Source organism: Bradyrhizobium agreste (assembly GCF_016031625.1).
GTDB classification, from domain to species: domain Bacteria; phylum Pseudomonadota; class Alphaproteobacteria; order Rhizobiales; family Xanthobacteraceae; genus Bradyrhizobium; species Bradyrhizobium agreste.
Genome location: NZ_JACCHP010000008.1, coordinates 124,069 through 150,596 on the forward strand (window position 1 = coordinate 124,069; position 26,528 = coordinate 150,596).

Sequence of the window (26,528 nt, forward strand, 5' to 3'; positions counted from 1 at the left end):
CGCAGGCGGAATGCCGACGGTCCTGATGTCGAACTCTCAAATTATTTCAGCTCGCTGTGAATCTCCGCACTCTGCTGCCTGCGTCGGCTTGTCGCCGAAAGATGGGAGTACGTCAGGAAAAAAATCTCACGAGAAAATCCCCGGAGAGGGTTGAAACGCCCCTAACGTCAAGTTGTACGATCTCGAAATGGACAACGACAGTCATCAGCGTCCCAAACCCTGCAACGAGCTACGAAGTGCGAATGCGTCAAGTCCAAGCCCATGCATCACACTCCCGCTGCCAGCGACGTCATCAAGTGTGCCATGCCTTAATCTGCATCCCGGCGCGATGATCCGGCTGCATCGCGTTCCTAATGTCAGGTTTGCCTGAATGACGCAGGTTCGCACGTAAGTCGGTCGGTCGACCTGCCGCTTCGCGACGCAAGAAGGCGCGCTCAAGCCTGCGCGTGCGTGATGGCTAGATGACAGCGCGGGTCGCCGCCGGTTGTGTTCGAGGGCGCGGTCGCATGGCCAATTTCTAGGAGGTGATGAATGGTATCGGTGAGGAGCTTGTGAAAGATCGCCCTGCATCTGCGATGAGATATGGAGGGTGCCATCCGGCAGGGTTTCGGACACAGACCCGAAGCGCGCCGGCAATCTATGGGCATCTGACCCGAAGCTGTTGACCCGAGGAAGTCGACGCTCGCCCCAGGGGCTCCCTGGTGGGGTGGGCGTACTCCAGATCCATTGACGAATACAACTTGAGGAGGAATGGTTTGACAAGACAGCGCTCTTTGCTGACGCCTGGTCCATTGTCGTTATCGCCGGCGGTCAGGAGCCAGATGCAGCTTGATCTTGCATCGCGCGATTGCGAGTTCAAGGAAGTGACCGCCTGCATGAGGCGGCTGATGCTCAACTTGCTCGGAAACGCTGACGACTATTCGGTCGTACCTATTCAGGGAGGCGGCTCCTTTGCGATGGAAGCCGCTCTGTCTTCATTTGTGTCCCGAGCCCACAGGCCGCTCGTTTGCATAAACGGCATCTATGGCGAGCGCATTTTGCAAATTTTGAGGCTGTGGGGCGTCGAAGCGCTGAAGCTTGTGAAGCGAGCGACCGATCCTTTGGATCCTCAAGAAATTGGCGAGCATCTGAGCCGAAATCCTGGCGTTACGCACCTGTGCTTCGTGCATTGTGAGACGACAACCGGAATCGTCAATCCGCTGGACGCAATCGTGGAGGAGGCGAGAAGACGTGGCGTAAAGACCATCGTCGATGGGATGAGTTCCTTCGGCGCCCTCAATATCGACCTGAGCCAGCGTGGACCTGACGTCCTGGTCACGTCGAGCAACAAGTGCATACAAGGGCCGCCGGGAGTGGCGTTTGTCATCGCCTCCCGCGAGCTGCTGGAGAATGCGGTTCAAGAACCGAGGTCGTTTGTGCTCGACGTGAGAGATCAATGGCTCTCGCTCGAGCGCACCGGTGAGTGGCGCTCGACCCCTCCCACCCACATTGTTCAGGCAACGACAAAGGCCCTGAAGATTCTGCACGAGGAGGGCATCGACGCCAGGCGCTGCAGGTACGAGAAGGTCAGGGACGATCTCGTCAAAGAACTCGAAGGACTGGTGTCTCCGCTGCTGTCCGCGGACTTGCAGTCGCCGGTCTGCGTCGCGTTTACTGCGCCGTCGGGAATCGTGGACCAGACAGGATTCGATGGGCTTTATCGCCACTTGGCGGCCCACAACCTTTACATCTATTCAAAGCTGCATCTTGCCACGCGGAGTTTTCGCGTCGGTTGCATTGGGGAAATCCAGTCCAGCTGGATCGAGCAGTTGGGGTGCGCTTTTCGTACATATTTCCGGTCCGGTCAGGCTCGGTTAGCAAGCCCGATGTCGGGCCAAGAGGCATGCGGGGCTCGCGTGAAGATGCCGGCTCGAGCGGCTGAGGACCCGCGGCTGCCGTTTTCGGCCGAGACTGCTGTTCTGCATGCGGGCTATCGGCGAGACCCGGTGACGAAAGCTGTCGCAGTGCCGATATACCAGAATACGGCTTATGAGCTCGATGGCGATCTAAACCACATCGCTGACGTCTACAACGTCAAGGCAGATGGGTTCACCTACACAAGGATCATCAATCCAACGACCCGCGCGCTGGAAAGGCGCTACGCCGCCGTCGATATGGGAAGCGACTCGCTCGCCGTTGCGTCAGGTCAAGCAGCGACGTTCCTTGCGATCGTCAACCTGTCAAGTGGCGAAGTGGGAGACAACGTCGTCGCCTCTCCGTATCTATATGGCAATACCTGGAACCTGCTCCACAACACATTAAAGCGTCTTGGGATCAGCGTGAGGACGGCCGATCCTCGAAGGCCCGAGACGTTTGAACGTGCCATTGATGATCGCACGATATGCCTGTTCGGAGAGGTGATTTCGAATCCCTGTCTGATTCCGCTCCCGGTCAAACAGCTGGCGGAGATCGGCCGAAAGTACGGCGTGCCTTTGGTCGTAGACAATACGACGACGCCACTGGTATGCCGGCCGTCAGATCTCGGCGCTGCTATAACGACGTACTCCGCAACGAAATATATATGCGGCCACGGCACGACGCTCGGTGGACTGATCGTTGACAACGGCGAGTTTAGCTACGGGGGAGCCTCTCGCTTTCCCTTGTTCAACCGTCCCGACGATGCGCATGGCGGAATTGTTTGGCATAATGCGGTGCGCGATGTCGACGATCTTGGAAAGAGCGAGTTTCTTCTTAAGGCTCGCATGACTTGGTTGCGCGATACCGGGGCGGCCATCGCCCCGTTTGCGAGCTTTCAACTGATCCAAGGCCTTGAAACGCTGCCACTTCGCATGAAGCAGCACTGCGCGAATGCCAGGATCGTGGCCGACGCTCTCAAGGAGCATCCAAAAGTGCGCCGTGTCTTCTACCCGGGGCTCTTCGAAGGCGCCGATCGGGAAACCGTTGAACAGACACTCAATGCTGCATACGGACACGGGGCGATGGTCATGTTCGAAGTGGACGACGAACAAGCCGGGCGCAAGTTCATCCAGAACGTCGACTTGATGTATCACGTTTCGAATGTAGGCGATGCCCGCACGCTCGTGACCCATCCTGTCTCGACGACCCACACCACCGTCCCGCGCGAAAAGCGCGAAGCCGCCGGCATATTTGGCGGCTCGATCCGGCTCTGCGTCGGCATTGAAGATGTCAACGACATCCTGCGCGATCTGGACAAGGCGCTTTCCGCAATCTGACAACCTGCAAGGCGATCAGGAGGAGGTTCTCATGAATCAGGCAGACGCTTGGAAATTGAGGTCATCACGCTATGAGGCCGTTCAATTCAGCCGAGAAATCAACAGGCAGCTCTCCGAGCTGAGGCCCGACAACATAACGGGAGCGGCTTATATTGCCAAAGATTACGCTGTCATCACAGCGTGTACGCTCGCGACTGTGTCGGTCTCATGGTGGCTCTACCCGCTGGCCGTCCTTCTGATTGGTGCCTATCAGCGCGGATTGACAACCATCGCTCATGATGCGGCTCACCGCACGCTCGCGAAGAACACGACCTGGAACTACGTCCTGGGCATTCTGTTCGCTTCCTATCCCTTGTTCCAGCGCCACTGGGCCTACCGGATCTCGCACGTCTATTTGCATCATCCCTATCTCGGACATCCGGACAAGGATCCCGACCTGAAGTTCTTCCTGGCCAGCGGCGTTTACGACGTGCAGCCTCCGGAGCGGTACGCTTTCAACATGATCTGGAAGCCGATCTTCGGGGGCGCGACAATAGCGTATCTGAAGTATCTTTGGGCCAATCGATTCTCGATCACAGATGTCGAGGATCAGAGCCGCTCAGGCATACTTATCGACAAGTATGGCTTCTATCTGTTCTGGATCAGCATCCTGGCAGGGTCATATGCTGTTGGGCTGCTCCATATCGTTGTCCTGTTTTGGATCGTGCCCTATCTCACCACGTTTCAGGTCCTCGGATGGTTTATTGAGCTAGCCGAGCACTCACCTATGTGCGAAACGGAGACGCAGAACGTCTATCTCACCAGGAATCGGAAAGGAAATTTCCTCGAGCGGGCCATCCTCGGGCAGAATCTGGATGAGTACCACCTTGAGCATCACCTTTCGCCGGGGATCCCGTTTTGGCTGCTGCGCAAAGCTCAGAAAATCCGAATGCAGGATCCGAACTACGCCAAGGTTGCCGCGACCTGGGGCGGGCTCTTTGTCAAGGGACCTCAAGGTCAACCCAGCGTCATCGCTCAGTTAAAAGAGCGAAATCGACGCCTGTATGAGCAGGCCGTTGCCGAGGTTCGCGCGCGAGGGCAGGTCGCGTGACGTTGCTACGGCCAGAGAGCGCCCGAGTCGTGGTCGGCGTCACTTCGAACCGTCTTCTGGTCGATGGTGTGCATCGCGACTGGTTGCGGCGCAAATACTTGCAGGCACTCCATCGTCATGCGGGAGTGGCTTGCGTCATATTGACGACGGTCGACGCCGAAGATGCGAGGGAGGAGGTCGCCCCGGCGATCATGCGCCGGCTCGACGGCTTGGTGTTGACAGGTGATGAATCGAACATCGACCCCGCCGTCCTGAGAGCGCCTGCGTCCTTGACGCAGGCTGATCGGCAGGACGTTGAGGTTGGGATCCTTGACCGTCCGCGGGACAGGCTCTCTGCCGTAGCCATAGAGAGCGCCATCGCGCTCGGAATGCCTATTCTGGGCATCTGCCGTGGGCTTCAGGAACTCAACGTCTATTTCGGCGGCACGCTCCGCTCATCGCTTGCGGAGTGGAGGCCGGAAAGTGGCGCGATGCATGCCGAGAAGCCAGATCGTCCAAGAGACCGTCAGTACGACGCCGCGCACAGCGTCAGGATATGTTCCGATGGCGCGCTTTTTCCAATCGCGCGGACGATCGAAGCGCAAGTCAACTCGCTGCACAATCAAGGCATCGAGGCGCTTGCCCCGGCGCTAAGGCGGGAGGCGTGGGCGCCTGACGGCTTGGTCGAGGCGGCTTCGGTCATTGGCGCCCCGACCCTCCAAATCGGTGTGCAATGGCACCCCGAATGGCACGTCTCAACCGATCTCCTCAGCAAGCAACTGTTCAAGGCATTTGGAGAGGCGTGTGTTGGGTACTACCGAACTAAGAAGAACTAGAGGCCGGTTGTGACATTTCAAACGAAACCTCGTCCGTGCACGTCGAAAGGACAGTCCCTCGGAGCAGATGCACGCGTCCGGTCCTGCGAGGGCCGTGCGCCGCCTCGCGGGCACAGGAAGACTGGGCGATTGGCGAGTAGCTTCGCTCTGGGAGTTCTATTTGTGGCGCTTTATGTCGTCGTGAGCGCAGCAGGCGAGGTTTATGCGGCGTCGTATTTTCAGCAAGCGGATGTGTTCGTCGCGCTCCTGCTGTCCTTCGCTGTGGTTTGTCTGATGTTCAATCTCCTGGCTCGCCACGAGGAAGGCGGGGCAACGGTGGCGAAACCGTCGCTCCTGGTCTTCGTCGCGCTCAATGTTGTGACAGCGATCAACTGGATCGGCCTATTTATCGGACTGAAATACGCTGAACCTGCGATCGTCGTCGCCTTCATGGTGGCGCTGGGGCCCACCGCAACAGTGTGGTTAAACGCACTGATCAGGCGCCAGGGTGCCCCTCCAGCATCCGATATTGCCGTGAGCGTTACGATCGCAACGATCGGCAGCTACATGATTTGGATCTCGGCCAGCGGCAACGCAGGCCTGGAGTGGGGGGCACGATCGTCCTTTGGCATCGTCTTGGCGATCGTGGCCGGCCTATCGCTGGCCCTTACAAATATACTTGTCAAACTACTGTTCGACCGTGGGTTTTCTGGGCGGCAAGTCCTGGCGCATCGCTTTTATGGAACGATTCTCTTGCTGCTGGGACTGGTCGACCATTCATCTATCGCGCCTGAGATCTCGCAGCATTGGTTTGCGATCGCGGCAATTGGGCTGTCGACGATCATTGTTCCTTTGCTCTTGATCCAGCAGGGCATTCGCCGGGTAGAGCCCTTCACCGTCAACATGGTGCTGTCCACTGCCCCTATCATCACCTTCCTGTTCCAGTACTTCGATTCTCGCATCGTGCCTTCGTTACATACGTTCATAGGAAATGCTCTCATTACGGCTGTCGCTGTCGGCAACATCTACTTGCAGTATCGGAGATCCGCATGAAAGAACGGAATTGTGTAATCGTAGACGCATACTCTACCGGCCGATACCTACCGGAAGAATTCAAGCGCTATGGAATTGGAACTGTGCATGTGATGTCGGCTGCACATATTCCGCCTATATTCCAATCGCATTTCAATGCGGATCTGTATGATGAAGTCATTCGCCCCAGCGAGCGCATGGGATATGACGACATCGTTGATTATCATCTTCAGGCTCTCCATGGCCGGGAATTGGAGTTCGTTATCGCGGGCTGCGAGACCGGAGTTGAACTCGCCGATTCTTTGTCGGAGCGGCTGGGCTTACCATCAAATGGGACCGCACTATCCGCTGCTCGGCGTGACAAAGCGCGACTGTCTTGCGCGCTGAGCTCTGCAGGCGTGCGATCGATCAGACAAGTCGTGTCCGACAGTCCTGCAGAGATTGCGAGGTGGAAGCGTGAAGCGAAGTTCGATCAGATCGTGATCAAGCCGCTAAACAGTACGGGTACCGAGGATGTATTCTTTTGCTCGACAGATGCTGATATTCAGCGGGCTCTGAGCGCAATTGTCGGGAAGACGAACCGTGTCGGAGCGTTGAATCGCTTTGCCCTTGGCCAAGAAAAAATAAACGGCCAGCAATATACCGTAAATGCCGTCTCGATCGACGGGGAAGCCTTCGTTACGGAGGCCTGGACCTATGACACGGTTCCGATTGAGAGGGCATCATCGGTCTGCTCACTTGAGAGATTGTTGGAGGGCAGCGAACCAATCGTTCAGGAACTGTCCGACTATTTGATGTGTGCGTTGCAGGCACTACAGATCGTCGACGGACCGGCTCATGCTGAGATCATCGTCGATCATCGGGGACCGGTTCTGGTGGACTTCGGAGCAAGGCTTCAAGGGACCATGTCGGCAAAAGCGCGAACGATGGCGTTGGGGCACAACCATATGAGCCTGACGGCCTGGCGCTACGCAGATCCCAAGGGCTTTGGTGAATATATGCGGTTGCGCGGGCCCTACAAGCGGCAGGCTCACGCACTTTGCGTCTCGCTGATCTCAGATATGGGCGGTGTCGTTGCCGGTTATCCGGGACTCGAAGCAATCCGCAAGCTCCCGAGCTTCGCGGATGCCATTGCATTCGTTCCGATTGGTCAAGAGCTAGTTCCCACGATTGACTTGGCGTCGACACCAGGCATCGTTTATCTCGTGAATAGCGACTTGACTCAGCTTGAGAATGACTATCGCAAGTTGCGAGCAATGCGGATGGACCAAGTGTTCGATTTAGTGATGCAGGATCGCGACTAATGCCAACTGATCCCAGGTTGAACGGAGCGAATCGAGCCCGCGCGGCGATGGTCGGCGTAAGCGACTTCGATGGCGTTCTGCGAGGCAAACACGTCTTGGGTGATGATCTCTCGGATAGAGATAAAGTTATCAAGTTCTCTGAAGCGGTGCTGGCGTGGGATTGCACGGACCGCGTCATTCCGGCCAGTTTCACGCAAAAGCCGCTATCAGTGTTCGGAGATGCTGACCTTCGTATTCTGTCGGGCTCCGGCCGTTCGGTGTCTCATCTCGGCGACCAATATCTCTACCTCGCGGAGTTCGCGGGCGCACATGAGAACATCTGCCCGCGCGGTGTCTTGCGTAAGGTCCTGCGAAGAGCTGCTGACCACGGATACGACTGCACTGCCGGGTTCGAGTTTGAATTTATGCTGTTCAAGGAGAACGCAGACACGATTGAAGAAAAGCCGTTCGGCGAATGGGCTCCTTTAACGCGCGGCCCGTTCGGCTACTCGATTGCGCGCTCTGTCGCGCAACATGAGCTGTTCGATGAGATCTTGGCGCTTTGTGAGAAGGCTAGAATACCTCTCAGCGGACTACACTTTGAAACGGGACCTGGCGTGGTCGAAGCGTCACTTCGTCATTGTGATGCACTGGAAGCTGCCGATCGGGCAACCATATTCAAGTCGATGATAAAGGCCTGGGCGCAAACGCGAGGCATGATGGCTACATTCATGGCCAAGGTTTCCGAGAAATGGCCCGGCCAGTCCGGCCATATTCACATCTCGATGTCCTCGGATAGTCAAAATGCGTTTTACGACGGTGATGCGGTCGGCAACGTCTCGGAGCTTATGAAGCAATTCATCGCCGGACAACTAGAATACATGAATGAGTTCTGTGTACTCGCTGCGCCGAACTTCAACAGCTACAAGAGATTGGTGCCTGGCTCCTGGGCACCAATCTGTCCAAGCTGGGGAGTTGACAACCGCTCCTGCGCGATTCGCGCGATTCCGGGAGAGCCATCTGCCCATCGCCTGGAGTATAGGCTGCCTGGTGCAGACGTGAACCCATATCTCGCGCTCGCATGTGCGATTGGTTCGGGAATGTTGGGCGTCGAGACAGGTCCGGCACTACCAGAGTCGATCGTCGGTGATGCAAGCGTGGAAATGTGTCGTTCGTCCGCGCCGCTGCCTCAAAGCTTATCGGAGGCAACATCTCGGTTTGCACAGTCTGCAGCGGCTAGTGATGTCTTCGGAGAAAGGTTTGTTGAAGCGTTTTCTTGCTCGCGCCGTTGGGAGTGGGAAGCCGTTCAACATCGGGTCACCGACTTTGAACGTCAAAGATACTTCGAGATCATTTAGCTTGAGCTCTTCGACAGTTCTGAACCTCGCTACTCTGGCCGGTGCCGGCGGGGCTACTGCGGCTGTCTGTGCCGCTGATGTTGGACTTCATGCAGAGCAAATCTGCTTACTCGTTAAGTGAGGACCTTGGGACGCTGAGGAGGTCTGCTGTTAGCTGCTCTGTGGTAGCAGCCGCGATTGCGTTTGCGACGTTAGCTAATTCTAGCAACGAACAACACCATTTCCATTCGCATCAATGAAGACGTGCTCGGCTCCTTCAACAGGGAAGGCAAAGTCGATTATGCTCAGAGGCGAGCCGAAGAGGCCCGTGATGCGCGACGCTGTAGCCGAGCCGCGGAGCCACGCAGGACGCGAGGCGCAGCATCAATGGGGGCTTGCGCGACCAGACGATGGCTTAGCCGCCGCCGGCTACGACGAGGCTGGCGTAGTACGCGCTTCGCGCGGCGCACGTGAATTTATGGTCGTCCGCCCAGTTTGAGATGGCGGCCAGCGAAGTATGCCGATCGGCTCCTTGAGCTTGGGTGTGCACCCGGACTTTAGTGCGGATACGCCAGTTCCGCAGTGACATAATGACGTAGCTGTCCCCACGCTGGGGAGGAAGATGTGCTGCCTACAGCAGCGGTGCAGATCGCAAGCTGAGTCTGAGTAGTTGCCTGATACTGATGAAGTGCGTCAAGTCATTTCGGACAGAGGCAGGTGCTTGGGTTACGGCACGTCGACCGGGGGCATGGATACCGTCGGGCGTGGCACGAAGCCATTTTGGTGCTGGTCACGTGCCGCCAACATGATCGTAAAAGCCGCGAGGAGCATTAGGAAAACGCGCGTGCAACAAGGATTACTCGAAACGATATATCGCAATTATGAAACGGCTCATATCCCGTGCCTTGGAGGAGGGGCGGCTCTTACGGGCATCCCGCGCACGCAGCCTATGGGCCAGCAAACACCTCATAAGTTTTGATACTCGTTCGTTCTCGCCTGTAGCCGCCGAACAACGGGACGATTGCGCTCAAAAAATGCATTTTCCCTTGCAGACCGCAGGAATAGTGCAGCGAATTTGAGTAGTAATCCGGTGATTGGCTACTCACCGCGAAGGCAGCCACCCCCTCGTGCTGCTTCCGGGCGCCATGGAGGACAGTTCATGCGCAGTCATGACATTGTGTCCGGCAGCCTGTTGGCGCTGACCGCCGCTGGGCTTGCGCTGCTTTGCTCTAGCCTGCTCGCATTTGCTTTCATTTAGATCCCGCGGTCGACCTTTGGGCGCTAGGGTCCCTGCGAGACCTCACGCAAGACGGTACGCAGCCGGACAGGGGCGCTGGTATGGTTTTCTACGCATGGAGGCCCGGCGGTTGCAGATGATCTGCTCAGGCATCCGTAGGGATTAGCTTCCTCGAATCCCTTCATTTTCGCATGTAGTGCCCGTCTTTCTGAACGGCCGACCTGATCTCGTGGCTGGACTTCGTGCAGTTGCCTACTAGCAACGTAAGTCCTCTCCATCGAACGATAGAGTTAGTCTTATGGTTGCGCTCGCATCACGCATTTTTTGCGTGGGTTGGGCAGCATTTTGCGCCAGGTCAACTTCGGCGCTACAACTGTCGATTCTCGAACAATCAGGCACAGGAGTGCTAGAAGCATCACCTCGCAAATCCCCGACGTGCACAGCCTTTCGGTGAGGCGGCCCTCTCAAGAGCAAGCAGGTATGAATGTGCTTCACGGGTAATCCCCTCTACCGGCCCTCATTATTTACCTGGTCACCTGCAGCGCAATGCCTGGCCCGTAAACCCCCTGATGCCATCAAGACCCGGCTTTGGGGACAACGTTGCTGAAAACGATGCAGGGGGCGGCTCGCGGCAGCTCTTGACCATCTTCTGCTATCGCGGCAACGAGAACGATCAAAGCAGATGAGATGACGAGAGCGGGGTGATGGCTGTGACGGAACAATCCCAAGCATCGGAGTTGCCGCCGGTCCTGCAGAGACCGTCAAAAGGTTTTTGGTGGATCTTTGGTCTTCTAGCCGTATTGCTCGTTCTTTGTACCGGAGGAGCCTATTGTTTGACGAAGATCGAAACGTTTGCCGAGGCGGCGCCGGCGCATGAAGTCGTGCCGCCCACGCTTGGCTTGTCAACTGAGGATAGGGACGCGCTTTTAGGGATCCAATCGAGGCAGCAGAAGACAGCCGATGAAATTGTCGAGCTCAATCGCAACGTCGGTGCGCAGCAAGCCGAGCTAAAGCGGATCTTGGATCAGATCGCAACCCTGACCCAAAGAATCGAGGAGCTGCAGAATGCGGCGCCTGTTGCTTCTCCTGCTCCTGCTGCTTCCTCGCCGCCCGTGCGCACCACATCCAAGCCGGCCAAGAGAGACGTCCGTCCCTCGAAACCACAAGGTCCGGTTTCTGTCGGAGGCGCGCCGCTGACTGCGGAGCCGAGCACGGAACAGCGCTGATTACCACAAAATGCCTGCCACATGACGCTGCGCCTTCCAACCACGTCAGAAACCAACGGTCCACCATCTTGATCGGCAGGCGAGCCTCTCATTGCTCCGCGTGATTTCGAAAATCCTCTATCAGTCGCAAGAAGTTCATAAGCAGGACGTGCCCCTGTGAGGTAAGTATCGACTCGGGATGGAACTGGACCCCATAGGTGGGATAATAGCCGTGCGTGAAGGCCATGATCTCGCCTTCCTCCGAACGCGCTGTCACGATGAGGTTCTGCGCACATGACTGATCAAGCTCGACGATAAGAGAATGGTAGCGTCCGACGTCAAGCGGGGTTGGCAGCCCCTTGAATAACCCTCGGCCGTCATGCTCAATGTATGAGCGCCGACCGTGCATGGGCCGATGCGCACGCGCCACCCGTCCTCCGAAAACGCTCCCAATACACTGATGTCCAAGGCAGATGCCGAGAATTGGTACGCGTCCTGAAAGTTCGCGAACCACTGTTGTCGATATTCCTGCCTCATTTGGGGTGCAGGGGCCGGGCGATATGACCACCGCGCGGGGGTTGAGACCAACGAGCTCGCTGATGCTGATAGCGTCGTTTCGGATCACTTCCGTTGCTTCACTGAGCTTGTGGAAATAGCGGGCAATGTTGAACACGAAGGAATCGTAATTATCGATGATGACAATCAAAATGCACCAGCTGGTTCAGAACCAAATGCGTCAAAGATTCGCTCTGCCTTGGCGAGCGTTTCCTCGTATTCGGCCTCGGGCTCCGACAGGGCGGTTATACCGCTGCCCGCATGAAATACTGCCAGGTCGCCGTCGATCGTGACCGTGCGGATCGCAATACTTGTGTCCATGTGCCCGTTGAAGCCGATGAAGCCGATCGCCCCACAATAGACCTCTCGCGCTATGCGCTCGATTTCTGTAATAATTTCCATCGACCGCAGCTTTGGCGCTCCCGTAATGGAGCCGCCGGGAAAGCAAGCACGGAGCAGGCTAACGGCGTCTTCGTCTCCGGCAAGTTTCCCCGTAACGATCGACACGAGATGGTGCACTGAGGCATAGGACTCGAGATTGCACAGGGCCGGAACCTCGACCGAATGCGCGGTGCAAACGCGCGACAGATCGTTGCGCAAAAGGTCGACAATCATCGTGTTCTCGGCATGATCCTTCTCGGAAGCGAGGAGAACAGCCGCACGGCGGTGGTCTTCCTTGAAATCAGGAGAACGCGCGATCGTGCCCTTGATTGGTCGTGTCTCGACTTGGCGCCCCTCAAGCTTCAGGAATCGTTCCGGCGAACTTGATGCGATGGTCAGCTTTCCCCATCGCAGCAGGGCCGCAAAAGGCGCCGGATTCAATGATCGTAGCTGGCAATAGAAGGCGAGTGGATCAAACGAGGTCGGCAAGCGGGTGCTGAAACGCTGCGCAATATTCGTCTGGAACACGTCCCCCGCCAGGATCAAGTCGATCACGCGTTGTACCGCCGCAATGTAGCCCTCGCGGCTGAAGTTCGAGCGCCATGCGCCCGCTTTGCTGGGCTCCCCCTTCTGTGGCGCCCCCAGCAATGCTGCAAACTCGTCGGCTCGACGACGCGCTCGTTCGCTCCGTCGCACGCGATCCTGCTCCGGCCATCCGGTCGAGACGATCCAGCATTTGTTGTCCCGGTGGTCGAAGCTGATGACCACATCATAGAAGTGCAGGATAGATTCGGGCAAACCCAGACCGGCAATTGCCGGCGCAGACAATCGCTCCAAGGTCCTGTTCATGTCGTAGGCAAGGTAGCCTGCCGCTCCTCCCTGGAACGGCGGGAGATCGGGACGATGCTCTTGCGGGTACTTCGCGAGTAGCGTGCGAAGGACCTTCCATGGATCGGCCTCAAGAGTCAGCCCGCTCCAACTGACTTGGCCGTTCGCGACCGTATAGGTGCTGAACGGGTCGCACGTTAGATATGAGTAGCGCCCAAGCAGCTCGTGCCTTGCTACGCTATCGAGAAATGTGACATGCGATCGATGCCCAAGACGTCGCATCGCTGTGACAGGTTCAACCCACTGCAACTCGCGAACATACATCGGGTTATCGGTCACCTGCGGCTGACGTCGTGAAAGTGCCGTTCCATCTGTTGCCGCACCCCGACGAGAACGACGCTTGTCTGCGATCGGGCCGAAACTTGAGGCCCATTGCCAAGTTAACCCGGCGGTGGACTTTTTACTGCGACAGCACCTGGATCATCCTGCCGTGGAGGCGAAAGCGGTATCTATTGATGCATCGTAGTCGGCCGCGAACCGCAGCTCGCGGAGCGGTCGGACCCGTTTAATCGACTCCTGGTAGAGATCGTGCGTCTTGTACGCTGCGAGCTCCGCCTCGCTGTCGAACTCACCATAGACCACGATGTCGATATCGTTGCCGAGCTGATCGGTCTTGCGGTTGCGGGCAACCTCAAGCCGGCGCGCATGTGGTATCGTGGTGAGAAGCGAAAGACCTTCGATGATATGGTCGATATGCGCCTCGTCCTTGGCGCTGAAGAAGACGATGTGACGAATCATAGCTGTCCGTGGAGATGTCGCTAGCGGGTGCGATAACTATCTGGGAATAGAGCCCGTTGCAATGAGGCTAGTCGCTTGCAGCATGATCGTCGCTTGCGATCCTCGGCGATCCGCAATGAAGCTTGCCAGATTTGCTCAGGACGCCGGAAGGGCAAGGCGCTCAATGGTTTGAATGTGCCGCGTGAGCAGGTTACAGGCTTGATCGACGTTGCGCGTTCGCAACGCTTGCAGAATCAGGCGGTGATCTTGATTGGAGCGCGGTCGCCAGCCCACCGATCGCGCCATCGCGAACACCAGTCGAGAATTGGCAAGCTGCAGTCCATCGAGGCTCGCGAGCAGACGCGGCATTCCGCACGGCGCGACCAAGGCTTGGTGAAAGGCGCGGTTGGCTATCTCAAATTCCTCGATCGTCTTTGCATTGTCTCCTTCGATCAGGGCGAGCTCGATCTGAGCCAAATGAGCTGTTGTGAGTCTTGGCCCCGAATGGCGCAATGCCACCACTTCGAGCGCGGCGCGCATTTCGGCGATCTCCTTCACTGAGCGGGTATCGAGCGGGGCAACCCGAACACCGCGACGCGGCACAGCGACAACAAGATGTTGTGCCTGCAGCTGCCGAAAGGCCTCGCGCACGGGGACGTGGCTGGAATTGAATTCTCGTGCCACGTGATCCTGACGGAGTGGCGCGTCTGGCTCTAAGGCGCCACTGATAATGCGCTCAGCGATTGAGTCCGCGATGCGCGCGACCGTCGTCATGTTGTCAGTGGTGATCATAGATTATCTACCGCAATAACCGGTGCATTTGCGAGACAGCTCGATTAGCATCTCTATGAGAGCAATGACTATAGATAATTGACGCGATTATCTACAATCGAGCGGGAGTGGGTTATGGATGCTGCTGCGCAAGTCCCGATGGAAACAACCAACGGGGCGCAGATTCGTTATCATTGGAACGTCGAAGAGGCTAAGGCGCTCTACGAGCTTCCTTTTGCCGACCTGATGCTTCAGGCGCAGCGCGCTCATCGCAAGAACTTCGATCCAAACCACGTCGAAACTGCGAGCCTGCTCAGCATCAAGACCGGCGGCTGTCCGGAAGATTGCGGCTACTGCTCGCAAAGCGCGCATTACGAGACCGGCCTGAAAGCCACCCGTCTGATGCGTTGCGCCGATGTGGTTGCGACCGCGCAGCGCGCGAAGGATGCCGGCGCCACGCGCTTCTGCATGGCCGCGGCCTGGCGTACGCCAAAAGATCGCGATCTTGATTCCGTCTGCGACATGGTCAACGCGGTCAAAGGACTCGGCATGGAAACGTGTGTCACGCTCGGCATGCTGACACCGAAGCAGGCCGCGCGCCTCGCCGAGGCCGGCCTTGACTTCTACAATCACAACCTCGACACATCGCCCGAGTTTTACAGCAAGATAATCACCACCCGCAGCCTGCAGGACCGCATGGATACGCTGGCGCATGTGCGCGATGCCGGGATCAAGATCTGCTGCGGCGGTATTATCGGCATGGGCGAGCGCGTCGAGGACCGCCTAGGTATGCTCGTGCTGCTCGCCAATCTTCCCAACCATCCCGAAAGCGTGCCGATCAACCTGTGGAACAAGATCGAGGGCGTGCCGGTGGAAGACACCGCGGAGCCTCCCGATCCGATCGCGCTGGTCCGGCTGCTGGCGACCGCGCGGATCATGATGCCGAGGAGCGTGGTTCGCTTGTCCGCCGGGCGGCAATACATGACCGACGAATTGCAGGCGCTTTGCTTCTTGGCCGGCGCAAACTCAATCTTCGTCGGCGACGTGCTCTTGACCACCAAAAACCCGAAAGTTGATCGCGACGCGGATCTGCTGGCCCGGCTCGGCATCACGTCCGGGCTCGCCTGACGGACGCAGTGCGTTCAATATGTTGCCGATACATCCAGCCTAGGTGAGAAATGCAGATAACTTTGATGAAGGGAAAAATCCATCGCGCCTCAGTGACCGAAGCTGATCTGCACTATGAAGGCTCGATCTCGATAGATCGTACGCTCCTGGACGCAGCAGGAATGGTGATCAACGAGCGCGTCGAAATCTACAATGTCGAAACAGGGGCGCGCTTTGCCACCTACGTGATCGAGGCGCCGCCGATGTCTGGCACGATAAGCCTGAACGGTGCGGCCGCCCGACTGGCGATGCCCGGAGACAAGGTCATTATCGTTGCATATGCCTCATTCGACGAGGCCGAAGCAAAGATATTCAAGCCACGCATTGTGCGTGTGGACCGAGACAATCGCATCCTGGCAAGTTGAACCTAGCGGGCCATCCTTCCTTCTTACACGGCCAACGCGTTTTTTGCGTGATTTGATGCGATCCTCGGAGTGATGAATGCGGTCAGTCCAAACAGCTAGACTTGGTCCCTACGTCGCAGCGTTGAATGCCTTGAACGAAGATAAACGGCTGCGCTGCCTCAAGCCGCGCGGGGGGATCGATTTCGCATCGAACGACTATCTGGCGCTCGGGAACGCCTCGCGCATCAAAAAGGCGATGGTTGCCGCGCTCGAGGCGGGCACTCCAGTTGGAGCCGGTGGGTCGCGGCTTCTGCGCGGCAATTGCGAGGAGCATGAGCGGCTCGAAACGGAAGCGGCTCAGTTCTTTGGCGCGGAGGCAGCGCTTTTCTTTGGAGGCGGCTACATCGCAAATTTTGCCCTCCTGACAACGCTGCCGCAGCGCGGCGATCTGCTCGTTCTCGATTCGCTCGTGCACGCCAGTATTCACGAGGGGGCGCGGGCCGGCCGCGCAGAGTGTCGAATTCACGCGCACAATGATCCCCAGTCAGTCGAAGACGCAATTCGCGACTGGCGAAACAAAGGTGGGGCGGGCCGCGTCTGGATTGTGGCCGAAAGTCTCTACAGTATGGATGGCGACTTCGCTCCACTGGAAGAGCTGGTGGCGATCGCCGATCGTCAAGACGCGTTTCTGATCGTGGATGAGGCTCATGCCACAGGCGCTTACGGGCATCAGGGACGAGGGCTCACGGCCCCTTATGACAGGCGCGAAAATCTCATCGTCGTTCATACCTGCGGCAAAGCGCTCGGTGCGGCGGGTGCACTTGTTACGGCCTCCGGCATCTTGCGCGATTTCATGGTCAACCGCTGCCGTCCGTTTATTTTTGCCACCGCCCCATCACCATTGATGGCCGTTGCCGTTCGAGAGGCACTCCTCACCCTGCAGAAAGAGCCGGAGCGGCAGCAACGGCTGACCAAACTCGTTGCGTTCGCGCATCGGCAGATCACCTCGCTTGGTTTGCGCACACCATCGACCTCTCAGATCGTGCCGTACATCGTAGGTGATAATGCTCATGCAATGCGACTTGCCTCTGCTCTGCAGGCGCGCGGCTTCGATATCCGCGGAATTCGGCCGCCAACCGTCCCTGCAGGCACCGCCCGCTTGCGAATTTCGTTGACACTCAATGTTGGGGAAGCGGACGTGCGCGCAATGCTCGATGCACTGGTTGAGGTGACGCGAGGGGCTCGTTTTGATGAATAAGCGAATCGTCGTGACTGGTACGGACACCGGGGTCGGCAAAACGATATTTTCCGCAGGGCTCGCCGGCCTTCTCGGCGCGAATTACTGGAAGCCGGTCCAGGCTGGACTCGAACACGAGACCGACTCCGAGTGCATCCGCCGCCTCGGGGGCCTCTCGTCCGATCGGATTGTCCCGGAGCTCTATCGACTTCGGACGCCTGCGTCGCCCCATTACGCCGCGGAGATCGACGGCGTTCGCATAGATACAGAGACGCTTCGACTGCCGGACAGCGGCGAGCGGCAACTCGTGATCGAGGGCGCCGGCGGACTCATGGTGCCGCTGACAGCGCGCACTCTTTACATCGACATCTTCGAGCGCTGGCAGCTTCCCGTCGTGCTTTGCGCAAGGACGGGACTGGGCACAATCAATCACTCCCTGCTCTCCATAGAGGCTCTGCGGAAGCGTCAGATTCGAATCCTTGGAATTGCGTTCATTGGCGAAAGAAACGCCGAAACTGAAAGCGCGATTTGCGAGATCGGGAGAGTGCGTTGGTTGGGACGGCTCCCGTGGCTTGTTCCCCTGACGGACGATAGGCTGCGCGCTGCTTTCAAAGACTCCTTTGTTAGTACCGATTTCCTGCACCTATGAAGATAGCCAAGAGGTCGCCGATCTGGCACCCGTTCACGCAGCATGCTCTACAGCGGGACATGACGAAGGTGCTGCGGGGAGAGGGGGCTTATCTCTACACCGAAGATGGCCGACGCCTTATCGATGCAATCTCCTCCTGGTGGGTCGTGACCCACGGCCATTGCCATCCATGCATCGTGAACGCGATCCGAGAACAGGCAGGCAAGCTCAACCAGGTCATCTTCGCCGGATACACTCACGACTCAGCTGAGCAAGTTGCAACGCAACTATTGAAGGTTACCGCCCCGGCGCTCGAGCATGTGTTCTTCTCCGACAGCGGGTCAACCAGCGTCGAAGTCGCGCTGAAAATGGCGCTCGGCTACTGGCGCAATACCGGAAGACAGCGAACCCAAATTGTGGTGATGCAGCACTCGTACCATGGCGACACGATCGGGGCGATGTCGGTAGGTAGCCGAGGCGTCTTCAATGCGGCCTACGGGGCGCTGATGTTCGAGGTGACCTCGATTCCGTTCCCGGCAAGGGATCGTGAGCAAAGAGCGCTCGATGCGCTTGAAAACGCGTGTCGAAGCGAACATCCCGCAGCCTTTATCGTTGAGCCGCTGATATTGGGTGCCGGTGGAATGCTGATGTATTCTCCCTCGGTACTAAGAGAGATGAAGCGGATCTGCGAAGCCTTCGACGTCCTGTTCATTGCGGACGAGGTCATGACCGGCTGGGGTCGGACGGGTACCTTGTTTGCGTGTGAGCAGGCCGATGTGACGCCCGATATTGCCTGCTATTCGAAAGGACTCACGGCTGGGGCGCTGCCGCTCGCCGTCACACTCTGTCGTGCCGATATTTTCGATGCGCATTATTCTGAAGATCGCACGCGTACGTTTTTTCATTCGAGCTCATATACTGCCAATCCAGTCGCCTGTGCCGCCGCCAAGGCTAATCTGGACCTATGTCAGGATCAGGAATATCGCGGGCGGCTGGCATCCTTGGCCAGCATGCAAGAACAGGCACTCGCGCCATTCCGCGCCGACTCACGGTTCGCAAACGTCCGACGCACAGGAACAGTCACAGCGCTTGAACTCAACACGAGCGATGCCGGCTATCTGGCGGACATTGGTCCGAGGCTTTTGGCATTCTTCCAAGCGCGGAACCTGCTGTTACGCCCACTCGGTAACACAATCTACGTGATGCCGCCTTACTGCGTTACGGCGGCCGACCTTGATGAAATCTATACTGCCATCCGCGACGCTGCTGACTTGCTGATGTGAGGTGCATGAGACTGTGCAATCGTCTGCAGTGCCAGGATCTTGCAAGGCGGAAGTGTCCGTATTGCTGCCGCTTGATAGTGCAATGAGAATGCAGCACCCAAGGCTCGCAGGTTGATCGTGCTTTAAGCACTTAAGCGTTCCCGATCCAACTGCCGCAGCAATCCTGCGGGCTAGCCATGAAAGGCGCAGCATTTGGCCAAAATGTCGGGCGAATTGCGTTAACCACGATAGAGAAATCCATTATCTTGAGCAAATTCTCGGCGAGGCATTCTGCGGAAAGTACTGCTTCGCGAGGCAGCCGCACATCAGAGTCGAGGCTCTTGATGGCTGCAAGAACGAGACGGACCGCCGGGCGAGCGCACCTTTGGTGCGCGCGTGGTGCTGTGGTTGGAGGGCAGCGGGGCTTCCCAAGTAAATGTCTGACAGGAGGCGAGAATGCACGTTGGCTTGCGTAATTCCCTCGACCATTCAGCCACATGTTGCGCGATATGCGGCAAAAAGTTTGGGCTGATCCGCCATTACTGCTGGCGAACGGCCCTTTGCTCCAAGAAATGCGTCAACCGCTTCAAGGCGCGGCGGGAGGCCGATCAGAAATGGCTTCGATGGCGAGCGGCTTAGGAATGGGCTGAGTTGTGCCGGTACGGCCCTGGTCAGAGAATTCGAGTGGCCCTCTAGAGCGCGTGGAAATCAAGTGACAGAAACATCGGCAAAAATAATCGACTTTAGGGCCTACAGGGCCAGCAGGCTGGCTCGGTCTGAGCGCCCTCGCGACGACATCCCCTCGACCGCGACTCTCGCTGCGCTTACAGCGGCCTGTCACCTTTGGACGTTCCTGGCCTGCCATCCGTTTACTTTGCTCGGTGCGCCAGCGCCGAAGCAGGAGTCTAAGGAGTACCCCTAGAGGGGCAGACACGCAGATGTGCCCTAAAGACGAAGTCCCCACTGCGTGCATCTGCAGCTCGGTCCGGTCGAGTCGTCACCGTTTGGAGAGACTGCAATCAGCCCAGAAACGCGTGCAGATGGTGGCTCGTCGCGAGCGCCGCTCCTCGATTGAGGACGCGGCTGGCATAGCCGCTGAAACTGCACGGGAAGCCGAGCCATCGAGTGATGAAATCGCGATGAGAAAGGTCTTGTCTCATGGTTGCGCGACCATTGGGCTGTTTTTGCCCTGTTCTCCAGTTCTAGAGAACTGGGATCTCCATCCTCCATGCCATTGACAGGTTTCTCCCGCCTTCTCTAGGAAGCGCTGACGGTGTGTGGGGAGCGCATCCAATATGAGCCACAGTTCAGAGCAACCGCTAGAGCGCGTCACGATTCCGGCGCTGCAGCAGTGGAAGGATAAAGGACGGCGTGTCGTGATGACCACCGCCTACGATGCGGTTGCGGCGCGCATCGCGGATCCCATTGTCGATATCATCTTGGTCGGCGATAGCGTTGGAAACGTCTGCCTGGGATTCGACAACACGCTGCCTGTCAGCGTGGCCATGATGAATCATCACCTGGAGGCTGTTGCGCGCACGAGGCCTCATGCGCTGCTTGTGGCCGACATGCCCTTTCTGAGCTTTCATGTCGGTTCTGAGGATACGATTCGCAATGCAGGAGGTTTTCTGCAGCGTGGCGCCGATGCTGTGAAACTCGAGGGTGGCGCCAAACGCATCGAGATGGTACGCGCCTTGGTCGACTGCGAAATTCCTGTGATGGGACATCTCGGTCTGACCCCGCAGAGCGTCAACGTCATGGGTGGATTCAAGGTGCAGGGACGGACCACGGATACCGCCTTGCGGCTGCTCGATGACGCGCACCATCTGCAGGAAGCCGGCTGCTTCGCGCTGGTCTTGGAGGGCATTCCTGCCGAGCTCGCGGCGCGAGCGACCGAATGTCTCACGATACCCACCATCGGGATCGGAGCAGGACCTGATTGCTCGGGCCAAGTGCTCGTGTTTCATGATGTCTTGGGGCTAACCGAAGGTCATCGCCCCAAATTCGTTCGTGCCTATACAAATGGATTCCAGCTGTTCCAGGAGGCGCTGTCGCGCTGGGCTATCGATGTCCGCAAAGGTGCATTCCCGGGCTCAGAGGAGTGCTATCGGCTTCCTGACCAGCTTCGGCATGCCGTCGCCAACTGGGTGCCCTCCAATTCAACCTCAAGGTAAGAAATGCAAGTAATTACGAAGGTCGCTGAGCTTCGTCGCGCCCTTGCAGACGTTCGCAATGCCGATAAGCGCATCGGATTCGTTCCGACGATGGGATACTTACACGACGGCCACCTAGCCCTGATCTCGGCTAGTAGGGGACACTGCGACGTCACTGTCGTTAGCATCTTCGTCAACCCCACTCAGTTCGGCCCAAATGAGGATCTCAGCAGGTACCCTCGCGACTTCGCGCGCGATGAAGCGTTGTGCCGCAGTGCCGGGGTCACCATCATCTTCGCGCCAAGTGCAGAGGAGATCTATCCGGCTCAATTTCAGAGCTTTGTCGAGCCGGGCGAACTCGCAAAACCGCTCTGCGGGGCTTTCAGGCCTGGACATTTTCGTGGTGTAGCGACTGTCGTCTGCAAGCTATTCAACATGGTGCAGCCGGACGTCGCGTACTTTGGACAGAAGGATTTTCAGCAATGCGCTGTGATACGCCGCATGACGGTTGACCTGAATCTTCCGATCGAGATTGTCACTGTGCCAACCGTGCGGGAGCCAGATGGGCTGGCCATGAGCAGTCGCAACCGTTATCTCAGCCCGGAAGAACGTGGTCGGAGCCTTGCGATCAGCCGTGGTTTGTTCGCCGCAGCGCAAGAGTTTGCCTCAGGGGAGCGCGACGCGGCAACGCTGATTGCGCTTGCAAAAAAGCATTTGGAAAGGGTCGATCGACTGCAGTACCTTGAGCTTGTCGACGCTGGGACCTTAAGGATAGCCGAGAGTCCTCTGCGCTATCCTGCGGTGCTCTGTGTGGCAGCGTACGTCGGCTCGACTCGGCTGATCGACAATGTAGTCCTGTCCTGGTCGCCATCGTAGCCAGATCCGCAAGTGATTGCGCTCAGAAGCCGTCGAACCGGGGGCTCTGAAATCCTCAACATCCTGGAAGAACTCTCGAAGGCGATCCGGAACGGCCCTTTGCGTGCTGAACAACTGCCCCACGCTCGAGCTCATGATGTCAGCTGGAGATTGGCTCTGCCGTTGACAGGGTGGAGCGAGGCGGGGCCGCTCCCACGCTGCCGAGAGCAGCCAAGTGCGAGTTCGGTATTATGACTTCGGCGGCTCGCTCAGACACCCCGGGGCGTTCCGACCGCTTTGCGGGCTTTTTACGAGGTTGCGCAAAGCAATTTCAGAAAGTCGTACAACCAGCTGTTTGAGGCGCTCAATCTCCTGCTTGCAGCGCTCCAGCTCGTGCTGTTCGTCTGTCATCACAGATGGTGTGCGGCGATGGCTGCTACCGAGATGATTATTCATGTAGTTCCCTTTCCGATTCGACAAACACAGCAGATAATCTGAACAGCCCAGTCGCGTCTCTTCCCTGAACGAGGCGCCTCCGCGTCAGATCGGAGCGTGTCACACGCAGTCCGCGGTGGGCTGGTTGCTAGCTCACTCCCTGCAAAGGGCTTCCGCCCAGCTCGCAGAGGCGACAGCACTTTCGGCGACGCCATCCGCTCGTCGCTCATGCTCAGTTGCAGTAATGCCCCCAACAATGTAGCCGCGGAATATGCCGCCCTAAGGCTGCACGTGTTTGCTCTGGGCGGAGACTGTAACAAAGTGGCAATATCGATTAATGCAACGAGCCGCGCTCTCGCGCTCAAATCCTGCATTACGGCAGCGCCCCCGATAATTTTCACGCGACGTTCGCGTGTCCGTGCCGGGGTCCTTCAGCTACACCAGGCTCATATATACAAAGCGCAAGTCGCTACCGAGATCACCGCCTGCAAGCGGGCATTGCCGAAGGAGATTCGCTCAAAATCGTGCGCTGCCGCGTGCGATTATGGATCAATAACCACACGCCCATGACGATGAAATTTACTTCACGATCGCACAGACGGCCTCCTAAGCTCCCGAAGTTCCCTCAAGAGCGGCCAGGGGGCGAATCAAGGGGCACTGAGCGCGGGCGTCAGATCCTGGCCCGATTTCGTCGCCAGACGTGGGGCGGGCGCTGGTTTTTGACGCATTTCACCGCATTGAAGTCCCTCTACAGTGCGGGATGCCAAGCGCTCGGGTTTGAAGCCGATAGGCCGTGTCGTGAAACGACATCGGAGCAGGGCAATGGTAAGCTATTTCTGCCAACTCCATCGGGCAGGTATGCCAAAGCATTGGTTGGACGCAGCGGGCGCGATAAACGGCAAATCCTCTAGCCGCAATTGAACCTGATGAGGCTCGGCAACGAACTAGAGCCGTCCGAGCATTGGCCTGCCGCAGCCGCCCAGTCCAATCGCAGAGCATGATCGCAGGGCGCTCACATTGGCCTCTGAGCTCTAGCAAGCTTGTCGGTTAAGCCGAGACGGCCGACGAGAAGACAGAAGCAGGCCGATCAAGCGAGCTGCCGCAATGGTCAGCGATCGCAGAGGCGCTGGACATTGCACCGCGCTGGAAATCCGGTGATCGTCAGTCGCGGAGGCTCATAAGATCTGATGTACTTGAGTTCTGGTCCAGCAAACCATTATCTTCTTTGATGGTATGAGGGAGATCTCCCAATGCTGGACGGTGCCACGACCGCGCTTCTGCGTACGATCCTGGATGAGGTTTGTGAAAGCGTCTCACCGTATGACGCCGGCGTCCGCGCCTACGTTGCCTCCAAAATCCGGGAGGCTGCCGCCAGAGGTGAAACGCGCCCCGATCTGCTTAAACAGATCGGTCAGGAAGCTCTTTCCAGAGCACCAACGATGTGGCGACAGATCTAGGACGTGGCTTGTCATTGAGGTGAATTTCCAAGTCACAGTGCTGAAGATCCTGGCCTGCTATCCAGGTTCGCGCGCGCCGTCGCGTCGCCTGCGGCATAGTGATCCAGCCATCTCGCAGAGCTGTATCCTGGCTGCAAATCGATGGCGGCCTAACGTCACCCAAGACGCGGCCTTATCCGATGTGAATCGGTTGGCGCGTTGCTCACCGCGAGGCCGCTCGTTGAAACGAGAGAGCAGCTCGCACAACAGGCAGCGCATCAAAGCCTTGGCGCACGCACCCTTGCGCGCCACGATGTCGGTGAGGCCTCGCGCCAATAACCCTTCGTCCGGAGACGAGGGCGAACTCAGTGTTGGGCGCCGGGGCGCCATCACTCAAGCGAGCCGGTGCGCCCTTGCTGTTTGCTCCTGTGCGAGCGCCGCAAGTGCCCTTTCGATCACCGTGATGTCTTGACTGACCTGAGCGATCGCCGGCTTCGGATCAACTCCGGTAACGCAGTTCAACTGCTGCAGTAGCTCCCGCCGATGCGCCAGAAGGTTCTCCAGCGCGCTGCGGTTGTTTAGTGCCACATAGCCGTCGACAATCAATCCAATCGAAAGAGACATCGAAACTCTCAAACAAAGCTGTTCTCAACGAAGATGCGTATAGCACATCGGCAAACGATGTTCAGCTCGTCGAGAGAGAATACTGACGGGCGAGCTTGCTAGCGACAAGCGTCCGGCGCCGGGGGCGTGACGGCCTACTCCTTGCGCCTTACACGCGTCCAGCTCTGTTTGAGCGACTAGCCGAGCAAAAAGACGGCTATGGCGAGCCAAAAACGCTGCGGATCGTCGCGATGGAAGTGCTAGGCTAGGGGAAAGAATGATATCACGAACTAGCATGGTCCTTCGCCTGCCGAACGGCTTCCGAGATGCGATGACGGGCGGAGCGTTGATCGACGACATGCTCGCCTGAATATCTCTTCGTAGAGACTGCGACGAGCTCAGGAGCGTCCAGGATGCTTGATGAATATTTGGCCCGCATTCGTGCTCACCGCAACAACATCTACCGCTATCGTCGCCTGCTGAAGTCGAATCTGTCGGATGTCGAACGTCAGTCTATTGAAAAACGCCTCATCGAGGAGCAGACCGGGCTCGAATCTCTTTCGGCCGAGACCTTCCCGCTCGCGTTTAGCCTTCCGAAGGGGGCGGACATGCCGGCAAGCTAGGGGCGGAGCCGCGAACGACGCGCGTATTCGGGGCCACGCGAGTTCTGCCGACGGCATCATCATGAACTCGCGACCGGGCAAATAATCGATGAGATCCGCCCGCTATTGGACTAGCCCCAGGACCTGATCTGCTGACCTGCACGTGAGTTCATTCCGCTCGGGTATCAGGTGCTCAATTACATCGGCATTTGCCTATATCGCATCGATCGCACTCGATTTCACCTTTGGCACGATACATGCGTAATCGTCGAAAGGGCGCCATAGAGGAGAAGTCGTTCGATGAGAACGCTTACCAGAAACTCTGACGCGGTTGAGCGGCAGCTGCGATACTGCTGGCACCATATTTATGGTCGCGTCAGTCGGGGTAGACTGAGTCTACGGGTCTTCGCAGGGTAAGCGAATTGAGCAGCGGCTACTCGACTTAGCTACTCGAGCCGAAAGCCTAAGCGTCATCCTCGACCTGATCAGCGTTGCCAAGCGCATTAGCGGATCGACCCGCGGGCGCGTCAGCGGCTTGCTGGGCGGGGGCCGTCCGCCACATGAGCTCTATCCCAGTGACGTGTCGAGGCGAAGATGCGAAGCCGAGCGCGTGACTGCGTCTTTATGTTGGCGCGGCTTACAATGTGATCCCGGCTCCCCAAGCTGCAGGGGGGCGGCCATGAGCGTTACGAGGCAAATTGGGGGTGGAAACGCCAATCGCGGCTTGGCTGCGTTGGACTCTTACATTCTGTTCACAAACGAAGGCGGTGATTTCGCTGTGGATTGCTCGCGGGGGCAATACATGTCGCGAGGCCTCCGTGAGCCGATCTGCTATTGCGTTCATTCTGGCATGCCACAAGAAGCCGAGTGACGGTCAGTCCCTCCTTCAAGTTACGCTCTGTCTCGTCAATTTTGCGATGAAATTGCCAATCCTACGATCGAAGGAACGGAAAGGTTTACTTTCAATAAGGCGCTGACATCTTAGTTCGGTTTTTAACAACCGCGCTGTGGCGTTGATGCCGCGTCGAAGGCAACCTGAAATTTCACCTGATACTCCACTTCGCCTTGCCGATGCCGTGAAGATCGCATTTCCCTTGGGAGGAATGACGGTCGCGGGTTTGCGTCGTGAGCGCGACCGTAATCGACTGGTTATCGAGAAGATTGCCGGCAAGGAATTTACAACGCTGGCTCATATCGGACGGATGAGAGAGCTATGCCGCGAAGACGCGAGGGGGCCCGACTTCAGCTCAAGGCTATCCGCCGAAACAAGAGCGCATAAATCA

The 26,528-nt window shown here is 57.8% G+C and carries 22 protein-coding genes; 16 read left to right on the forward strand and 6 right to left on the reverse strand.

The genetic code is table 11. The annotated features are described in order from the left end of the window. Positions 1 to 821: 821 nt before the first annotated feature. The 7 genes from HZZ13_RS14340 to HZZ13_RS14370 all read left to right on the forward strand — a co-directional run bounded on the left by HZZ13_RS14340 (position 822) and on the right by HZZ13_RS14370 (position 11,232). Entirely contained in the window at positions 822 to 3,233 is a 2,412-nt protein-coding gene (locus HZZ13_RS14340) for a 2-aminoethylphosphonate--pyruvate transaminase (protein WP_246504422.1), read from the forward strand. A 31-nt stretch (positions 3,234 to 3,264) separates the two neighbouring features. Continuing rightward, positions 3,265 to 4,323, forward strand: a complete 1,059-nt coding sequence (rtxC, locus tag HZZ13_RS14345) for a dhydrorhizobitoxine desaturase (RefSeq protein WP_197960224.1) — start codon at positions 3,265 to 3,267, stop codon at positions 4,321 to 4,323. Between the two features lie 29 nt (positions 4,324 to 4,352). Further along, the gene (locus tag HZZ13_RS14350; protein ID WP_311972643.1) at positions 4,353 to 5,138 is read left to right on the forward strand and encodes a gamma-glutamyl-gamma-aminobutyrate hydrolase family protein; all 786 of its coding nucleotides are present in this window, start codon (positions 4,353 to 4,355) and stop codon (positions 5,136 to 5,138) included. A gap of 162 nt (positions 5,139 to 5,300) precedes the next feature. After that, positions 5,301 to 6,170: an EamA family transporter gene (locus HZZ13_RS14355; protein WP_311972644.1), complete on the forward strand. Its 870-nt coding sequence runs from the start codon at positions 5,301 to 5,303 to the stop codon at positions 6,168 to 6,170. Continuing rightward, positions 6,167 to 7,453 carry an ATP-grasp domain-containing protein gene (locus HZZ13_RS14360; protein WP_197960227.1) on the forward strand — a complete coding sequence of 429 codons (1,287 nt, stop codon included), beginning with the start codon at positions 6,167 to 6,169 and terminating at the stop codon, positions 7,451 to 7,453. Before HZZ13_RS14355 ends, HZZ13_RS14360 begins: the two co-directional genes overlap by 4 nt. Continuing rightward, a complete protein-coding gene (locus HZZ13_RS14365; RefSeq protein ID WP_197960228.1) occupies positions 7,453 to 8,790 on the forward strand; it encodes a glutamine synthetase in 1,338 nt (445 codons plus the stop codon). The genes HZZ13_RS14360 and HZZ13_RS14365 overlap by 1 nt, the downstream gene beginning before the upstream one ends. A 2,049-nt stretch (positions 8,791 to 10,839) precedes the next feature. Beyond that, entirely contained in the window at positions 10,840 to 11,232 is a 393-nt protein-coding gene (locus tag HZZ13_RS14370; RefSeq protein WP_246504423.1) for a hypothetical protein, read from the forward strand. Positions 11,233 to 11,320: 88 nt separating this feature from the next. Here the strand turns inward: HZZ13_RS14370 and HZZ13_RS14375 are convergent, their stop codons facing one another. The 4 genes from HZZ13_RS14375 to HZZ13_RS14390 all read right to left on the reverse strand — a co-directional run bounded on the left by HZZ13_RS14375 (position 11,321) and on the right by HZZ13_RS14390 (position 14,544). Next, positions 11,321 to 11,917, reverse strand: coding sequence for an anthranilate synthase component II (locus tag HZZ13_RS14375; protein WP_197960230.1), 597 nt, complete (start codon positions 11,915 to 11,917; stop codon positions 11,321 to 11,323). Continuing rightward, complete coding sequence (gene pabB, locus HZZ13_RS14380) at positions 11,914 to 13,299, reverse strand: aminodeoxychorismate synthase component I (protein WP_197960311.1); 1,386 nt, start codon at positions 13,297 to 13,299, stop codon at positions 11,914 to 11,916. The genes HZZ13_RS14375 and pabB overlap by 4 nt, the downstream gene beginning before the upstream one ends. A 156-nt stretch (positions 13,300 to 13,455) precedes the next feature. Next, complete coding sequence (locus tag HZZ13_RS14385; RefSeq protein ID WP_197960231.1) at positions 13,456 to 13,773, reverse strand: Dabb family protein; 318 nt, start codon at positions 13,771 to 13,773, stop codon at positions 13,456 to 13,458. Positions 13,774 to 13,908: 135 nt separating this feature from the next. After that, a complete protein-coding gene (locus HZZ13_RS14390) occupies positions 13,909 to 14,544 on the reverse strand; it encodes a GntR family transcriptional regulator (RefSeq protein ID WP_027577689.1) in 636 nt (211 codons plus the stop codon). 138 nt (positions 14,545 to 14,682) lie between these two features. Between HZZ13_RS14390 and bioB the strand changes: the two genes are divergently transcribed. The 7 genes from bioB (at position 14,683) to panC (ending at position 22,190) form a co-directional block, all read left to right on the forward strand. After that, positions 14,683 to 15,651 (forward strand): biotin synthase BioB, encoded by a 969-nt coding sequence (gene bioB, locus HZZ13_RS14395; RefSeq protein ID WP_376707043.1) that lies wholly within the window; start codon positions 14,683 to 14,685, stop codon positions 15,649 to 15,651. Positions 15,652 to 15,701: 50 nt separating this feature from the next. Continuing rightward, positions 15,702 to 16,055 (forward strand): aspartate 1-decarboxylase, encoded by a 354-nt coding sequence (panD, locus tag HZZ13_RS14400; protein ID WP_197960233.1) that lies wholly within the window; start codon positions 15,702 to 15,704, stop codon positions 16,053 to 16,055. 76 nt (positions 16,056 to 16,131) lie between these two features. After that, positions 16,132 to 17,292: an 8-amino-7-oxononanoate synthase gene (locus HZZ13_RS14405; RefSeq protein WP_197960234.1), complete on the forward strand. Its 1,161-nt coding sequence runs from the start codon at positions 16,132 to 16,134 to the stop codon at positions 17,290 to 17,292. Next, the gene (gene bioD / locus HZZ13_RS14410) at positions 17,285 to 17,920 is read left to right on the forward strand and encodes a dethiobiotin synthase (protein ID WP_197960235.1); all 636 of its coding nucleotides are present in this window, start codon (positions 17,285 to 17,287) and stop codon (positions 17,918 to 17,920) included. Before HZZ13_RS14405 ends, bioD begins: the two co-directional genes overlap by 8 nt. Further along, positions 17,917 to 19,182 (forward strand): adenosylmethionine--8-amino-7-oxononanoate transaminase, encoded by a 1,266-nt coding sequence (locus HZZ13_RS14415; protein WP_197960236.1) that lies wholly within the window; start codon positions 17,917 to 17,919, stop codon positions 19,180 to 19,182. Before bioD ends, HZZ13_RS14415 begins: the two co-directional genes overlap by 4 nt. A gap of 1,274 nt (positions 19,183 to 20,456) precedes the next feature. Then, entirely contained in the window at positions 20,457 to 21,335 is an 879-nt protein-coding gene (gene panB, locus HZZ13_RS14420; RefSeq protein ID WP_197960237.1) for a 3-methyl-2-oxobutanoate hydroxymethyltransferase, read from the forward strand. 3 nt (positions 21,336 to 21,338) lie between these two features. Further along, positions 21,339 to 22,190, forward strand: coding sequence for a pantoate--beta-alanine ligase (panC, locus tag HZZ13_RS14425; RefSeq protein WP_197960238.1), 852 nt, complete (start codon positions 21,339 to 21,341; stop codon positions 22,188 to 22,190). Positions 22,191 to 22,418: 228 nt separating this feature from the next. Here the strand turns inward: panC and HZZ13_RS14430 are convergent, their stop codons facing one another. Continuing rightward, complete coding sequence (locus HZZ13_RS14430) at positions 22,419 to 22,625, reverse strand: hypothetical protein (protein WP_197960239.1); 207 nt, start codon at positions 22,623 to 22,625, stop codon at positions 22,419 to 22,421. A 1,229-nt stretch (positions 22,626 to 23,854) separates the two neighbouring features. Between HZZ13_RS14430 and HZZ13_RS14435 the strand changes: the two genes are divergently transcribed. Continuing rightward, the gene (locus HZZ13_RS14435) at positions 23,855 to 24,061 is read left to right on the forward strand and encodes a hypothetical protein (protein ID WP_197960240.1); all 207 of its coding nucleotides are present in this window, start codon (positions 23,855 to 23,857) and stop codon (positions 24,059 to 24,061) included. Positions 24,062 to 24,433: 372 nt separating this feature from the next. On the opposite strand, the gene HZZ13_RS14440 is transcribed toward HZZ13_RS14435, so the two are convergent. Then, complete coding sequence (locus HZZ13_RS14440; protein WP_197960241.1) at positions 24,434 to 24,664, reverse strand: hypothetical protein; 231 nt, start codon at positions 24,662 to 24,664, stop codon at positions 24,434 to 24,436. A 392-nt stretch (positions 24,665 to 25,056) separates the two neighbouring features. Here HZZ13_RS14440 and HZZ13_RS14445 point away from each other — a divergent pair, with 392 nt between their 5' ends. Further along, on the forward strand, positions 25,057 to 25,266 hold the full coding sequence (locus HZZ13_RS14445) for a hypothetical protein (RefSeq protein ID WP_246504424.1): 210 nt from the start codon (positions 25,057 to 25,059) through the stop codon (positions 25,264 to 25,266). The last annotated feature ends 1,262 nt before the right edge of the window (positions 25,267 to 26,528 follow it).

Coding starts and splice junctions, on each gene's coding strand:
- HZZ13_RS14340 (WP_246504422.1), top strand. CDS start 822: ATGCAGCTTGATCTTGCATCGCGCGATTGCGAGTTCAAGGAAGTGACC.
- rtxC (WP_197960224.1), top strand. CDS start 3,265: ATGAATCAGGCAGACGCTTGGAAATTGAGGTCATCACGCTATGAGGCC.
- HZZ13_RS14360 (WP_197960227.1), top strand. CDS start 6,167: ATGAAAGAACGGAATTGTGTAATCGTAGACGCATACTCTACCGGCCGA.
- HZZ13_RS14365 (WP_197960228.1), top strand. CDS start 7,453: ATGCCAACTGATCCCAGGTTGAACGGAGCGAATCGAGCCCGCGCGGCG.
- pabB (WP_197960311.1), bottom strand. CDS start 13,299: ATGTATGTTCGCGAGTTGCAGTGGGTTGAACCTGTCACAGCGATGCGA.
- HZZ13_RS14385 (WP_197960231.1), bottom strand. CDS start 13,773: ATGATTCGTCACATCGTCTTCTTCAGCGCCAAGGACGAGGCGCATATC.
- HZZ13_RS14390 (WP_027577689.1), bottom strand. CDS start 14,544: ATGATCACCACTGACAACATGACGACGGTCGCGCGCATCGCGGACTCA.
- bioB (WP_376707043.1), top strand. CDS start 14,683: ATGGAAACAACCAACGGGGCGCAGATTCGTTATCATTGGAACGTCGAA.
- panD (WP_197960233.1), top strand. CDS start 15,702: ATGCAGATAACTTTGATGAAGGGAAAAATCCATCGCGCCTCAGTGACC.
- HZZ13_RS14405 (WP_197960234.1), top strand. CDS start 16,132: ATGCGGTCAGTCCAAACAGCTAGACTTGGTCCCTACGTCGCAGCGTTG.
- bioD (WP_197960235.1), top strand. CDS start 17,285: ATGAATAAGCGAATCGTCGTGACTGGTACGGACACCGGGGTCGGCAAA.
- HZZ13_RS14415 (WP_197960236.1), top strand. CDS start 17,917: ATGAAGATAGCCAAGAGGTCGCCGATCTGGCACCCGTTCACGCAGCAT.
- panB (WP_197960237.1), top strand. CDS start 20,457: ATGAGCCACAGTTCAGAGCAACCGCTAGAGCGCGTCACGATTCCGGCG.
- panC (WP_197960238.1), top strand. CDS start 21,339: ATGCAAGTAATTACGAAGGTCGCTGAGCTTCGTCGCGCCCTTGCAGAC.
- HZZ13_RS14430 (WP_197960239.1), bottom strand. CDS start 22,625: ATGAATAATCATCTCGGTAGCAGCCATCGCCGCACACCATCTGTGATG.
- HZZ13_RS14435 (WP_197960240.1), top strand. CDS start 23,855: ATGCTGGACGGTGCCACGACCGCGCTTCTGCGTACGATCCTGGATGAG.
- HZZ13_RS14440 (WP_197960241.1), bottom strand. CDS start 24,664: ATGTCTCTTTCGATTGGATTGATTGTCGACGGCTATGTGGCACTAAAC.
- HZZ13_RS14445 (WP_246504424.1), top strand. CDS start 25,057: ATGCTTGATGAATATTTGGCCCGCATTCGTGCTCACCGCAACAACATC.